9 protein-coding genes are annotated in these 14,266 nt (G+C 71.9%); 3 read left to right on the top strand and 6 right to left on the bottom strand.

The window, feature by feature from the left end; translation table 11 throughout:
* The first annotated feature begins 2 nt into the window (after positions 1 to 2).
* Entirely contained in the window at positions 3 to 2,573 is a 2,571-nt protein-coding gene (pbpC, locus tag WME90_RS22795) for a penicillin-binding protein 1C (protein ID WP_437283287.1), read from the top strand.
* Between the two features lie 110 nt (positions 2,574 to 2,683).
* Here pbpC and WME90_RS22790 read toward each other — a convergent pair whose 3' ends face one another.
* The gene (locus WME90_RS22790) at positions 2,684 to 3,955 is read right to left on the bottom strand and encodes a DUF1501 domain-containing protein (RefSeq protein WP_437283286.1); all 1,272 of its coding nucleotides are present in this window, start codon (positions 3,953 to 3,955) and stop codon (positions 2,684 to 2,686) included.
* A gap of 8 nt (positions 3,956 to 3,963) precedes the next feature.
* A complete protein-coding gene (locus WME90_RS22785; RefSeq protein ID WP_437283285.1) occupies positions 3,964 to 6,309 on the bottom strand; it encodes a DUF1588 domain-containing protein in 2,346 nt (781 codons plus the stop codon).
* 427 nt (positions 6,310 to 6,736) lie between these two features.
* Between WME90_RS22785 and WME90_RS22780 the strand changes: the two genes are divergently transcribed.
* Positions 6,737 to 8,038: a sigma 54-interacting transcriptional regulator gene (locus WME90_RS22780; RefSeq protein WP_437283284.1), complete on the top strand. Its 1,302-nt coding sequence runs from the start codon at positions 6,737 to 6,739 to the stop codon at positions 8,036 to 8,038.
* Between the two features lie 47 nt (positions 8,039 to 8,085).
* On the opposite strand, the gene WME90_RS22775 is transcribed toward WME90_RS22780, so the two are convergent.
* The 3 genes from WME90_RS22775 to WME90_RS22765 all read right to left on the bottom strand — a co-directional run bounded on the left by WME90_RS22775 (position 8,086) and on the right by WME90_RS22765 (position 11,096).
* Positions 8,086 to 8,754: a hypothetical protein gene (locus WME90_RS22775; protein WP_437283283.1), complete on the bottom strand. Its 669-nt coding sequence runs from the start codon at positions 8,752 to 8,754 to the stop codon at positions 8,086 to 8,088.
* A gap of 67 nt (positions 8,755 to 8,821) precedes the next feature.
* Positions 8,822 to 9,970 (bottom strand): GNAT family N-acetyltransferase, encoded by a 1,149-nt coding sequence (locus WME90_RS22770; protein ID WP_437283282.1) that lies wholly within the window; start codon positions 9,968 to 9,970, stop codon positions 8,822 to 8,824.
* On the bottom strand, positions 9,960 to 11,096 hold the full coding sequence (locus WME90_RS22765; RefSeq protein WP_437283281.1) for a quinone-dependent dihydroorotate dehydrogenase: 1,137 nt from the start codon (positions 11,094 to 11,096) through the stop codon (positions 9,960 to 9,962). The genes WME90_RS22770 and WME90_RS22765 overlap by 11 nt, the downstream gene beginning before the upstream one ends.
* A gap of 274 nt (positions 11,097 to 11,370) precedes the next feature.
* On the opposite strand from WME90_RS22765, the gene WME90_RS22760 reads away from it, so the two are divergent.
* The gene (locus tag WME90_RS22760) at positions 11,371 to 12,675 is read left to right on the top strand and encodes a M18 family aminopeptidase (RefSeq protein WP_437283641.1); all 1,305 of its coding nucleotides are present in this window, start codon (positions 11,371 to 11,373) and stop codon (positions 12,673 to 12,675) included.
* A 174-nt stretch (positions 12,676 to 12,849) separates the two neighbouring features.
* On the opposite strand, the gene WME90_RS22755 is transcribed toward WME90_RS22760, so the two are convergent.
* The gene (locus WME90_RS22755; RefSeq protein WP_437283280.1) at positions 12,850 to 13,896 is read right to left on the bottom strand and encodes an agmatinase family protein; all 1,047 of its coding nucleotides are present in this window, start codon (positions 13,894 to 13,896) and stop codon (positions 12,850 to 12,852) included.
* Positions 13,897 to 14,266 lie beyond the last annotated feature (370 nt).

The following is a 14,266-nucleotide window of genomic DNA, read 5'->3' as shown; positions in this document are numbered from 1 at the left end:
CCGTGCCCGCGCGCTCCACGCCAGAACCTGGCCGCGTCGGGCGGCGGCTCGCGCGCCTCGGCCCGCGCGCGCGGAGGCTCCTGCGCCGCGCGGCGCAGATCGCGCTCGCCCTCGCCGTCGCGCCGTGGCTCCTGCTCGCCGCCCTCGCGGCGCTCACGCCGCTCCCGCCGGCGCTCGGCGCGCCCGAGGACCACGCCGTGTCCACGGTGCTGTTCGACCGTCACGGCACCGTGCTCCGCGAGCTCCGCGCCGGAGACGGCGCGCGCGCGCGCTGGCTGCCGCTCGACGACGCAGGCGATCGCATCCAGCGCGCGCTCCTGGCCGCGGAGGACAAGCGGTTCGCGCGCCACCCCGGCGTCGATCCGATCGCGATCGTGCGCGCCGCCTTCCAGCTCGCGGCGGAGCGGCGCGTCGTCTCGGGCGCGTCCACGATCACGCAGCAGCTCGCGCGCGCGCTCGTGCCGCGCCCTCGCACGGCGCGCGGCAAGCTCGGCGAGATGGCGCTCGCGCTGCGCATCGAGGCGTCGCTCTCGAAGCGCGAGATCCTCGAGCAGTACCTGAACCGCATCGCGTTCGGCCCCGGCCTGCGCGGGGTCGAGGCGGCGAGCCGGTTCTACTTCGACAAGCCCACCCGGGACCTGTCGCTCGCCGAGGCCGCCGCGCTCGCCAGCATGCCGCGCGGCCCGACGCTCTACGATCCGCGCCGCGGCACCGGGCCGCTCGAGCGCCGCAGGAACCGCGTCCTCGACCGGATGCTCGCGGCCGGCCTCGCCGGCGAGGCCGAGGTCGCCCGCGCCCGCGCTGAGCCGATCGCGCTCGCCCCGAAGGGGGGCGGCCTCGGCGCGCCGCACCTCGTCCGCGCCGTGCTCGGCGGCGCGCTGGGCCCAGCGGGCGCGGCCCCGCCCGACGGGGGGCCCGGCGCCGCGCCGCTGCGCGATCGGGCGAGCTCGATCACCCTGACGATCGACCGCGGCCTCCAGCGCGAGATCGAGGTCCTCGCGCAGCAGACCGTCCGCGCCCTCTCGGAGCGCGACGTCGGCGCCGCGGCGGTGGTGGTGATCGAGAACGCGACCGGCGAGGTCCTCGCGTACGTCGGCTCGCACGACATCGACGACGCGGCCGGGCTCGGCCACAACGACGGCGTCCTCGCGCTGCGGCAGCCCGGCTCTGCGCTGAAGCCGTTCGTCTACGAGCTCGCCATGGAGCAGCTCGGGTTCACCGCCGCGACCGTCCTGCCCGACGTCGACCTCTCGTTTCCGACGGCGGACGGCAGCTATGCGCCGCGGAACTACGACGGGCGGTTCCACGGTCCCGTCCGCCTGCGGGACGCGCTCGCGAACTCGTACAACGTCCCCGCGGTCTGGACGGCGGCCGCGCTCGGCCCCGAGCGCGTCCTCACCCGGCTCCGGGAGCTCGGCCTCCGCTCGCTCGACGGCGAGCCGTCGCGCTACGGCGTCGCCATCGCGCTCGGCGACGGCGAGGTCCGCCTGCTCGACCTCGCCAACGCCTACGCCACGCTCGCGCGCGGCGGCCTGTACCTGCCGGTGCGCGCGGTGCGCTCGGTCGTCGTCTCGTCGCCCTCGTCGCCCGCCGCCCCTTTCGTGTCGCCCGCGCGCGGCGCGGGCGGCGCCCCGGTCGAGCTGCCCGCGGCGCCTCCCGAGCGCGGCGCGCGCGTCCTCGACGCCGCGCGCGCGCGGGTGATCGTCGACATCCTCGCCGACGACAGGGCGAGGATCGCGTCGTTCGGCGAGGGCAGCGCGCTCGATCTGCCGTTCCCCGTGGCCGCGAAGACGGGCACGTCCAAGGGGTTCCGCGACAACATCGCTGTCGGCTTCACGCCCGACGTCACCGTCGCCGTGTGGGTCGGCAACTTCGATGGCTCGCCCATGGGCGGCGTCAGCGGCATCACCGGCGCGGGCCCGCTGTTCCGCGACGCCATGCTCGCCGCAGCGCGCGTCCGGCCGCCGCGGCCCTTCGATCCCCCCGATCCCGAGCAGCTCGCCGAGGTCGAGGTCTGCGGCCTCTCCGGCATGAGGCCGACCGCCGCGTGTCCGCACCGCCGCCGGGAGCTCCTCCCGCGCGGCGATGCCGCGGCGCTCCCGGCCTGCGACATGCACGAGGCCGTGCGCATCGATCGCCGCAACGGCCTTCGCGCCGGCGCTTGCCCCGACGCCGTGGTCGAGGAGCGCGTCTTCGAGCGCTACGACGCGGAGCTCACCGCGTGGGCGCGCGCCGCCGGCCGCCCCGTCGCGCCCGAGGCGGCGTCGCCCCTCTGCGGCGCGCTCCCTGGGGCCTCCGTCGGCCCTCCGGCCGGCGCGCGCGTCCGCGTCGCGTACCCGCCCGACGGCGCCCGGTTCGTCCTCGACCCTTCGCTCAACTCGCTGCAGGCGATCCGGCTCCGCGCCGACGTCCCTCCGGGCGTGGCCCGCGTGCGCTTCGTGCTCGACGGCCGTCCCATCGAGGTCGGTCCGCCGTTCGCGCTCGACTGGCCGCTCGCCGCCGGCGCGCACCGCCTCCGCATCGACGCGGACGGAGCGCGCGCGAGCGAGGAGATCGCGTTCTCGGTGGAGTGAGCGGCGGGCGAGGGGACATCCCGTCTCCCGCCCGCCGGGTCCGAGCGGCTCATCCGCCCGGTGGTCGAAGGCGACAGGCGTGCGCCGCGCCGCGTCGCCCGCGGGCCCCGTCACCCGAAGATGGGCAGGTCCTCTTCCTCGGAGAGCGGGAATCGCTGCACGAGCGGATCGTCCGCGATCCCCGCGAGCTTGCGCAGCGCCTTGTGGATGTGCCCCGGCTTGATCCGGACGCCGCCCTCCTTGGGCTGGAGCGTGACCGGATCGACGTCGAGCGGGTTGTGCCGCTCGTCCGTCGCGCCGATCACCCTGTTCCCGGTGATGCCCGCGCCGGCCAGCATCATGCTCGTGATGTTCCAGTGGTCCTTGCCGTTGCCCTCGTTGTAGCCCGGAGTCCGCCCGAAATCCGAGCCCACGACGATGACGATCCGGTCGGCGATGCCCTGCTCCTCCGCGGCGGTCAGGACGAAGTCGATCCCGTCGCAGATCTCGGTGAGCCGCGGGATGTGGTTGTCGTCGTGGTTGCCGTGGGTGTCGAACCCGCCCACCGACAGGTTGGCGCTCACGCAGATGCCGGCGCGGTAGGCCGCGAGCGCGACCTGCGCTTGCCGCCGCAGCGAGGCCCGCTCGAACTCCGCGGGCAGGTACTGGATGAGCTGCTTGAGCTCGTTCTGCCCGACGCGCGAGGTGAAGAGCGTGCTCATCGCCTGCTTGACGTGAGGCAGCCGCTGCTGCTCGAGCCTCGCCGCGTGGCGCGCCTGTCGCGCCTCCAGGATCCGCGTCATCGTGGCGTCGGTGTGGTACGTCTCGCGGTTCTCGTTCGACGGATCGACGACGTTCGGATAGGCCAGCCGCTGCAGGACGCCGGTGTCGGGCACGCGGGTGACGGCAACGACGTTGGCCGTGGTGTCGTAGCCGCCATTGCTGATGAACCCCATCGGCAACGCGCCGCCGTGGACGCCGGCCACGAGCGCCGCGAAGCCCGGCTTGCCTTCGCGGAGCGTCCCGCACCACGTGTTGCGGACGCCGGCGTCGTGGCTGTTCGTCCCCGTGTCGATGCCGTTGATGATGAGCAGCTTGCTGTAGTGCTTCTTGAAGAATGCGTCGTTTCCGCCGACCGGCGCATACTGGAGATTGCCGGCGGTCCCGATCGCCTCGTGCAGGTAGCTGCGGTTCATCGCCTCCCGCGTCTTCTGCTCTTCCTCGCTCATCGCGCCCTTGGGATCGCAGAGGCTCGTCGGGTCCCAGCCGCCGCTCGCGTGGATGTGGACCCAGAGCGGGCCCGCGTAGGGGCCGGCCGCGACGGCGTCCCTCGACAGCGCGCCCGCTGCGACGACGCCGAGGCCCGCCATAGATGCCAGTTTGAGGAAATCTCGACGTTCCATGGCTGCTCCTACTGGTAAAGAAACCTGAAGTCCGAAAGGAGATACGTCATGACGCTCATCCACGCCCGGATCGTATAGTTCTCGTCGCGCGTGAGCTTCTGCTCGTCGGGCAGCCCCTCTCGGGTCCAGTAGTCATTGTGCACCTGGCAGGGGCCGGGCAGCGATCTCGAGAGCCGGCCCTCCTCGCCCTCCGGCTTCGCCATGCCCGCCTTGCCCTCCTCCCACGTCTCGACGAAGATCTTGTAGGTCCGCTCGAGCTCGGGATCGCCGAGCTCGAGCGACTCGCCCAGCACCCGCTTGTGCAGGTACTGGATGTTCTGCTTGATCGCCTCGACGGCCGGCAGCACGTCGAAATCGTTCGTGTCCCGCGGCTCGAACGTCGTCTCGACGTACGGGAAGAGGAGCCGCTCCTCCTGCGGGAGATAGAGATCGCGCGGCACCGCGATGCACGACATCTCGTTCGCCATCCGGTCGGCGACGTTGGCCATGATCCCGTTCGGCTCGGTGATCCGCTGGATCACGTCCTGCGAGTCGATCCCGCCGTACAGCATGCGGTAGGCGTCGCGCCGGAGGAGGAAGTCGTAGCGATTGCCGTCGTCCTCGAACGCCCTCGGGCGCCACGGATACCCCGTCACGGCCCAGATCTTCCGGTGCAGCTGCTCGGGCCCGAGGAACCGCGTGCCGCCGAGCTGCGTGAGCGAGTCGCCCCGGGACGACGCCTGAGCGACGTTGCGCGCGCGGAAATAGGGGCTCTTGACGACGGCCTTGACGACCGTCTTCAGGTTGTAGCCGCTGTCGGCGAAGTCGTGCGCCATCGCGTTGAACGCGTGGTACTGGGCGAGGTACGCCCGGAACTTGGCGCTGAACTCCGGATCGTCGTTCATCGGCGCGGTGAGCGGCTTTTGCCCGGTGAGCCCGGCGTACATCGTGTAGACCGCCGAGAGCGCGAAGCGGGGGTCGTCGGCGACGCGCTTCGCCACCCACGAGAGGGCGCTCGGGAACTCGCTGAACGGCACCGACTCGGAGCCGAAGCCCGGCGGCCGCATGTCCTCGTACCAGGTGTCGTCCTCCTTGTACCGGCCCGCGGAGTCGAAGCTGTGGAACCCGCCGGACAGCGGGTCGAGGGCGGCGTGGCAGACGGTGCACGCCGCGTTGTTCATCGTCGGGTTGAAGTCGGTGATCTTCGTCTGATCGAGCGGCTGCTCGGCCGTCTTCAGGATGTCGGTGCCGAGGAAGTACTGATAGACCATCCTCGCGCGGTGGCGGTTCCTGTTGGTGTTCGTCGTCGGGTGCCTCGACAGGAAGACGGGGGAGGTGAGCACGCCCGTGAGCGGGATCGGATCGCGCTTCGCCGGGACGAACTCGTCGGGATCCGCGTCGTTCTTGAACTCGGCCGTCACGCCGTACGCCTTGGCGGAGAACGGGCTCACGACCGTGTAGTCGGCGGTGAGGACCTCCTTGAAGGATCTGTCGTTCCGCACGATATAGGCGATGAGCTCGAGCGGCTCCCTGCCGATGGCCCGGTTCGTCCAGCTCTTCAGCTTGTTGGCGACGTCCTCCAGGTCCCGCGCGCCGTATTTCGCGACAAGCGTCGGATCTTGCGGGAGGCTGTTGTACCACTTCGGATCGTAGGCGTCGCTCCTCAGCAGATCGACGGCATCCTCGCCGTTCAGGTAGCGGTCGGTGAGGAAGAGATCGTTATAGATCTCCTTCAGCCGCACGTAGAACGCCTCCTCCGTGAGCATCTGGTCCAGGATCGGATCCAGGGCGGCCATGCCGCTCTGCGCGACGGCCTCCTCCTCGGCCTCGGTCGGCAGGCGCCCGGCGAGCTCGAGGCTCGCCACGCGGAGCGTCTCCTCGGGCCCGCTCATCAGCACGCCGGCGAAGGACGCGTTGACGTCCGTCTCGCAGGACGACGGCTCCTTCGCGCGCTCCACCATGGCCCGGAGCGCCTCCACCTCGGGGCCGTCCGGGTCGAGGACCTTGCCGCCGCCGTGATCGATGGACTTCGTCGGCTTGAGGAGGACGTACGACTCGCCGGCGAGCTCGAGCCCGGCGAGCGACTTGAACGTCGCGAGGTTCTTGTCGAGGAACCCCGCCTCGCTGCTGCCGGCGAGGATCAGCTTGGATTCCGCCGCCTGCCCCTGCGGGTTATGGCAGCCGATACACTTCGTCGAGAGGATGGGGACCCACACCTTCTCGGCGAAGAACTGCTCGTCGGAGATGCACGGGCCGTCGGCCTCGCTGCTGCAACCGGTGGACACGGACGCGAGCGCGCTCGCACCCGCGGAGAGCCCCAGGAGCCCCAGGGCCGTCGCGGCGCGCTTCCGGAGTAACCATCCTATTCTCGGCATAAGAATCCTCGCCAGGAGCGCTCGCGCGACTCCCACGTTGAGGGGACCGGGAGAGCGGAGCCCCGAATCGCGTTGAAAGACACACACCTCGACAGCCCCGATGTGGGCTGTCGTTACGGCCGTCGTTCATCCACACCCGATGAGGCGAGCTTCAGGAGCGCCCGCTTCATCTCTCACGTAGACCTCGTAGTCTAACCTCTCGAGGGCCTCTCCCGCTATGCGCTCAGCACATTGCTTGATCAGAATTTCTCGGCGCTCGCGTCGGTTTGTGGTCGATTCCTCTCGTGGTTGTGAAGTTTTTCGACGAGAGGCTGTAGCTCCTCCGGAAGCCACGTACCCGGTGCGCCCAGGTGGGCGCTCCCACCCGTGAGCGGGAGGGGCGTGCGTGGATGTGGTCAAGAGCGGGGAAATCGAATAACCGTTGGATATGGGCTCGACGAGGGATGCGACCCGCGCTCGCGCGGTTCAGTGGTTTGTTCGCGGCGGCACGCTGCGATCGGCGGGCAGGGATCCCGTCAAGATCGGCATCGCGCCGGTCGTGGTGGGGCGCGATCCGAGCTGCGGTGTGGTCGTCGACGATCCGGAGGTCAGCTCGACGCATTGCGATCTACGCGCGGAGGGGCCGGGCGTGCTCGTCCGCGACCTCGGCAGCAAGAATGGGACGTTCGTGTCGACGGTCCGCATCCGCGAGGCGATCTTGACGGCCGCCTGCGCGATCCAGGTCGGCAGCTCGGTGCTGAGCTTCGAGCCGCTCGACAAGGAGCGCGTCGACGTCGGCTTCGACGAGAGCTTCGGCCCGCTGATCGGCGCCTCGCCGCGGATGCGCCACCTGTTCCGCCTGCTGCGCGAGGTGGCCGCGACCGAGCTCTCGCTGCTCATCACCGGGGAGACGGGCACGGGCAAGGAGCTCGCGGCGCAGGCCATCCATGACGGATCGGGCCGGCGCGGCGGCCCGTTCGTCGTCGTCGACTGCGCCTCGCTGCCGGGCGCGCTCGCCGAGAGCTTCCTCTTCGGGCACGAGCGCGGCGCCTTCCCCGGGGCGAACGAGCGGAGGAGCGGCGCCTTCCACGAGGCGAACGGCGGGACGATCTTCCTCGACGAGCTGGGCGAGCTGCCGCCCGATCTCCAGCCGAAGCTGCTCCGCGTGCTCACCGAGCAGAAGGTGAAGCGCGTCGGATCGCGGATCTACGAGCCCGTCGACGTGCGGATCATCGCGGCGACGCGCCGCGATCTCGGCCGCAGCATGAACACCGGGCGCTTCCGGAGCGATCTCTTCTTCCGGATCGCCCAGATGCGCATCGAGCTGCCGCCGCTCCGCGAGCGGCGGGAGGACATCCCGCTGCTCGTCGAGAGCGTCTGCGAGCGCCTGGGGTGCCCCGAGCGCGCCCTGGAGATGGTCAATCTCATCACCACGACGCTCGGCCAGCACGATTTCCCGGGCAACGTCCGCGAGCTCATGAACGTCACCAGCGTGGCCGCGAGCCTGCCGCCCGGCGCCGAGGCGATCGCCTCGATCCTGCCGCTCGAGGGCGGCGGCGACGTGGTCGTGCCGACGTCGGCGTTCGGCGAGGCGAAGCGGAGCGCCGTCGCGGCGTTCGAGCAGCGCTACTTCAGCGAGCTGATCCGCGCGACGGGCGGCAATGTCAGCGAGATGGCGCGCCGCGCGGGCATGGAGCGCCACCACGTGAGGATGTTCTTGAGGAAGCACGGGCTCACCGCGAAGCAGTGAGGGCCCGGGGCGGTGAGGGGCGGAGCGGCGAGGGCGCCGAGCGTGTCCTAGGCGCCGCCCGCGCCGCCGGTGCCGCCCGCGCCGCCGGTGCCGCCCGCGCCGCCGCTGCCGGTCGGGGCGCCGCCCGCTCCGCTGCCGTCGCCGCCTCCGCCGCCGCTGCCGCCCGTCGTGGCCGCGGCGGTCGTCGTGGCCGGTTCGCCGCCGCATCGCTCCACGCCGCGGCAATCCGCGCACGAGCAGCCCTCGAAGTACTCCGCGCACGAGCCGTTGTCCGTGCAGTGCTCCGTGCACCGCGGGGTGCTCGTGCAGTCGGGGCAGGTGCAATCCTCGTTGATGTTGCACCCCTCGGCGTCGTTGCACCCGCGCCTCGGGGTGCAGGCCGCGACGATGCCCGCGCAGTCCTGGCAGGTGCAATCCTCGCCGTCCGCGGCGTCCTCCCGCATGTCGCAGGCGCCGTCGTCGTTGCAGCGGTCGAGGCAGCTCGCCGTGTCGGCGCAGTCGGGGCAGCTGCAGCTCTCGGGGACCTGGGCGAGGATCGTGCACCGCCCATCCGGGCTGCCGCCGAAGCAGCCGAAGCCGAGCGAGCCGCCGGCGCCGGCGACCGTGGCCGCCGTCGTCGTCGAGGTCGTGTCGGTCGCTTCATTGCTAGAGCAGCCGCCGCTCGCGGCGAGCCCGAAGACGATGGATGAGGCGAGGAGAGCAAGAAAGGCGCGCATGTCTGGCAGCATCCCTCTCCAGCGCGCGTCACGTCAACACCGCACGTCGCGCGTCACCAGGAGGAGCTCAGCGGAATGCGATGCTCCTGTCCTCCGTCTTCGCGCGGACGGCGGCGCGCTCGCGCGCCAGGAACTCGCGCACCGCGGCGTCAAGGCGCGGATGCGCGATGTGGTGCGCGCTGTGGGTGACGCTCGGAGCGAAGCCGCGAACGAGCTTGTGCGATCCCCCCGCGCCCGGCTCGAAGCGGCGAAGTCCCCGGGCGATGCAGTCCTCGACCGGGTGATAATAGCAGACGTTGAAATGCAGGAACGGGCGCTCCTCCGAGGCGCCCCAGTATCGGCCGTAGAGCGTCGTGGGCCCGGCGAGGTTGAGCGCGCCCGCGATGGGGCGTTTGCCGTCCCGCGCAAGGACGATCTCCACGCCTCCCTGGGCCCCGCCGCCGCGCAGGCGGGCCGTGATCTCCTCGAAGAAGGCGCGGTTCAAGTACTGCCGGCCCCAGGCGAACTTCTGCACCGTGGAGACGTAGAAGCCGAACATGACATCGACGATCTCCGGCGTGATCTCCGCGCCGCGCAGCGTATCGATCGACAGCCCTTGCCGCGAGGTCTCGCGCATCTCGCGCCGGATCTGGTGCCGCCGCTTCGCGTTGAAGCGCGCGAGGAAGTCGTCGAGCGTGCGATACCCCTCGTTCTCGAACTGGAACTGGATGCCGCAGCGGTGCGCCATGGCGGCGCCGGAGAGCGCGGCGGCCTCGTCCTCGGTCGGGAACAGGACGTGGGCGCTCGAGATGCGGCTCCGCTCGACCAGCTTGCGGAGCGTCTCGGCGAGGACGGGGAGGAGCGCCGGGCGGTCTTCCGGCCGCCGCACGAGCAGCCGCGGCGATGTCGCGGGCGTGAACGGCACCGCGACGACGAGCTTCGGGTAGTACGGGGCGCCGATCTGGCGGGACGCCGCGGCCCACCCTTGGTCGAAGACGAACTCTCCCTCGCTGTTGTCCTTGAGGTACGCGGGCGCCGCGGCGAGCAGCGCCCCCTCGGCCCGGAGCGTGATGTGGTGGGGCAGCCAGCCCGCCGCCTCGCCCACGCACCCCGTCCGCTCGAGCGCGTCGAACCACGCCCAGGTGAGGAACGGCGCCTCGCTCACGCCGTCGAGCGCGTTCCACTCGCTCTCCGGGATCTCGCGGATGGTGTCGTGGACGTGCGCTTCAAGCTCCATGGCCGATCATAGCAGCGCGCGTCGCGCCGCCTGGCCGGCCTGTGAGGTCCTGGATCGACCGCGCGCCGGAGCGGGCCACGAGGTCCGACAGCCCGCGCGCGATCGCGGCGGGGAGCAGGGGGCCGCCGTAGATGAAGCCCGTGTAGATCTGCACGAGGTCGGCGCCCGCCTGGAGCTGGTCCATGGCGTGCTCGGCCGACTCGATGCCTCCGGCGCCGATCACCGTGACGCCGCTCCCGAGGCGCGCGCGGATCCGCCGCACCATCGCGAGCGAGCGCTGGCGGAGGGGCGGGCCGCTCAGCCCGCCCGCGCCCATCGCCTCGACGGTCGCCGAGCTCGTCGCGAGCCCGTCGCGCCGCACGGTCGTGTTGGTCGCGATGACGCCGGCGAGGCCGACCTCATCGACCACGGCGAGCAGCGCCTCGAGCTCCTCGTCGCCGAGGTCCGGGGCGACCTTGATGAGCAGCGGCAGCGGCTTCCCGGCGGCGCGGTTCTCCCGCGCGATCGCGGAGAGGAGCGCCCGCGCGATCGCGGGCCCCTGCATCGCGCGGAGGTCCTTCGTGTTCGGCGACGACACGTTGATCACCACGAAGTCGGCCGCGCGCCGCGCCTCCCGGAAGCTCGCGAGGTAGTCGTCGATCGCGGGCTCGATGGGATCGAGCGGCGCGACCCTGGATTTGCCGATCGAGATGCCCACGGGCACGCCCACGGCCGTCGCGCCGCCGCGGCCGAGGAGCCGCTCCGTGACGCGGGCCGCGCCCTGGTTCGGGAACCCGAGCCGGTTGATGAGCGCCCGATCGGCCGGCAGCCGGAAGAGGTTGGGCGCCGGGTTCGCGGCCTGGGGCTGCGCCGTGACGGTGCCGAGCTCGACGAAGCCGAACCCGAGGGCGGCGAGCGCGCGGGCCCGGCGGGCGTCCTTGTCGAAGCCGCCCGCCACGCCGAGCGGGGAAGGGAAGTCGAGCCCCATGGTGCGCACCGCGATGCGCCCATCCGTGGGCGCGAGGCGGGCGCGCACGAGGGCGCGGAGCGGCGTCGCGTGCTCGAGCGGGGCGAGCGCGAGCATGCCGAGCTCGTGCGCCAGTCGGGGCGGCAGAGCGAAGAGGAGCGGTCGGACGAGGCGGTACATCGGGGCGCGTCTCCGTTGCGGGTTGCGGCGCGGCGTCGGAGGAGGTCCTGCGAGCGGCGCGGTGGTGGCGGATACCATGGAGCACCGCCCGTGTGGTCGGCCATCGCGGCGCGCGGCGCGAGCGAGCGCGGGCCTCGCCCGGCGCGCCCGGCGAGGCTCGGCTGCTCTGCTAGACTCGGCGCCCCCCATGACGCCCCCCGAGATCCTCGATCGCGCAGGCGATCCCAGGCCACTGACCGACCTTGGCGAGCGCTTCGCGAAGAGCGCGGACGAGATGTCGGCGCTGCGCGAGCGCGGCGTCGCGGCCGCCCGCGACCTCTGCGCCTTCATCGATCGCTCGCCGACGCCGTACCACGCCGTGCGTGAGGTCGCCTCGCGGCTCGTGGCGGCCGGCTTCTCGGAGCTCGCGGAGCGCGACGCGTGGGCGGTCGGTCCGGGCGATCGCCGCTTCATCATCCGGGGCGGGTCGACGATCGTCGCGTTCGTGGTCGGGGCCGAGCACCCGGCGCTCGGCGGCTTCCGCGTCCTCGGCGCGCACACCGACTCGCCGAACCTCCGGGTGAAGCCGAGCGCCGAGCTCTCGCGGAGCGGCTACCAGCAGCTCGGGGTCGAGGTCTACGGCGGCGTCCTGTACTCGACCTGGCTCGACCGCGATCTCAGCGTGGCTGGCCGCGTCCACGTCCGTAGAGACGGGCGGATCGAGCGGCTCCTCGTCGACCTGGGCCGCCCCGTCGCCCGCGTCCCGAACCTCGCCATCCACCTGAACCGCGGGGTCAACTCGGAGGGGCTCGTGCTGAACGCGCAGAAGCACCTCGTCCCCGTGCTCGGCCTCGGCAAGGAGGCCGATCTCAACGCCCTGCTCGCGCGCGCGGTCGACGCGCCGCGCGACGCGATCCTGGGCTTCGATCTCTGCCTGTACGACACGCTCAAGGCGTCGCTCGGCGGCCTCTCCGACGAGTTCATCTTCGCGTCCCGCCTGGACAACCTCGCGAGCTGTCACGCCGCGACGGCCGCGCTGATCGGCGGCGACTCTTCTTCGTCCGCTTCCGCGGCGACGCGGGTCATCGCGCTCTACGATCACGAGGAGTGCGGCAGCCGGAGCGCCGTGGGGGCGGCGGGGAGCGTGCTCCGCGACGTGCTCGCGCGGATCGTCGACGTCTACCCGGCGCGCGAGCCGCAGGCGTTCGCCCGCGCGATGGCCGGGTCGCTGCTGGTTTCAGCGGACATGGCCCACGCGGTGCACCCGAACTACGCCGATCAGCACGAGCCGCGCCACGCCCCGCAGATCAACCGCGGGCTCGTGATCAAGTCGAACGTGAACCAGTCCTACGCCACCGACGGCGCGACGGCCGCCGCGCTCGAGGCGCTCTGTCACGACGTGGGCTACGCGCCCCAGCGCTTCGTCGTGCGCAGCGATCTCCCGTGCGGCAGCACGATCGGCCCGATCACGGCGGCCTCGCTCGGCATCGCCACGGTCGACGTCGGCGCCCCGATGCTCAGCATGCACTCCTGCCGCGAGATGGCCGGCACCCTAGACGTCCACCTAGCGATCGAGACCTACCGCCGCGCCCTTTCGTGAGCGTCCCCCGGATCCACGCTCCGCCGAATTCCCTGCACCCCGCGACGCGGCGCGGCGGTCACCCGCACAGGAGACGGGCCCAGATCGGCGTTTTCGGCGCGCAGGCGTGCTCCAGCACGCCGAGCACCGAAAACGTCGAGATGGGCCCGTATCCGCAGCGGGTGCCCGCTGCGCCTAACGGTTGTCCTGGGAGAGGAGGGTGAAGCCGATGAGCTTGTAGAGGAGGCGGGCGCCGACGTTGCCATCCCAGTCGTCGCTGTCGTCCTTCGGCGCGACCTCGTTCAGGTCGAAGCCCACGATGCGCCGCCCGCTCCTGTGGATGCGGCCGATCAGCGCGACGGCTTGCTGGAACGACAGCCCGCCGGGGACCGGCGTGCCGGTGCTCGGGCACAGCGTCGGATCGAGGCCGTCGATATCGAAGCTCACATAGACGTCGTCGGGGAGATCCTCCACGATCGAGTCGGCGATCAGGTGGAACGGCTCTCCCTCGAAGAGCCGATCGGCGATCGCCGCGTCGACGTGAGCGACGATGCGCCCGTTCGACTCGCGGATGAACTTGAGCTCGTCTTCACTCATGTCGCGCAGCCCGACCTGGACGATCCGCGAGATCTTCGGGAGGTGAGTCGCGACGTTGTGCAAGATCGAAGCGTGGGAGTCGGTGAATCCCTCGTACGCGTCGCGGAGATCGGCGTGCGCGTCGATGTGCAGGATCCCCATTCCCGGGTAACGCGCGGCGTGCGCCGCGATCGCCCCGTAGGGGGAGGAGTGGTCGCCGCCGACGACACCGACGAGCTTGCCGCGCTCCATCCATCGCATGGCGATCTCGGTGACGCGCTCGTTCAGCCGGCGGGACAGCGCGTTGACCGCCGCGAGGCGCGCCTCGAGGTCCCGGTCGCCGGCGACCTCGCCGTGCGCCGCGATCACCGGCTCGGCCGCCGCGCACGCCTCCGCGTTCCAGCGCACGATGTCCGGGTCGACGTCGAGCATCGCGATGCCCTGCTCGTACGGTCTGCCCGTGTGCAGGTCGAAGAGGTCGACCTGTCGGCTGGCCCGCAGGATGGCCGACGGACCCTTGGCTGCGCCGCGGCGGTAGGACACCGTCGGCTCCCACGGAACCGGGACGAGGACCACCCGGGCGTCCTCAGCAGTGTGCGGCAGCCCGTAAATCCCGTTTCCGATGGCGGGACCGTTCGGATCGAAACCGAGAGGCGATGAGCTCACGCGGCCACGTTGGCGGTTCGCGACCAGGTCGTCAAGCGCGAGACGCCTTCGGCCCAGCGCACGCCGGAGCGCGCCGGAGCGCGCCGGAGCGCTCCACCGCACGCGCCGCCGAGCACCGACGGCGTGGCTCCCGCACCCGCGCACGGGCGCCGCGACGACGCTCACGCCCCGCGCACGGGCGAAGCGACGACGCTCACGCCCCGCGCACGGGCGAAGCGACGACGCTCACGCCCCGCGCACGGGCGAAGCGACGACGCTCACGCCCCGAGCACGGGTGCCGCGACGACGCTCACGCCCCGCGCGGGCGAAACGACGACGCTCACGCCCCGCGCACCGGCGCGAGGTGCGTACAGCTGATCGCACCGAGCGA

Origin of the sequence: Sorangium sp. So ce375 (assembly GCF_051473855.1) — a bacterium.
In the GTDB taxonomy this organism is placed as follows: domain Bacteria; phylum Myxococcota_A; class Polyangia; order Polyangiales; family Polyangiaceae; genus Sorangium.
This window is presented reverse-complemented; position numbering and strand designations above follow the sequence as displayed.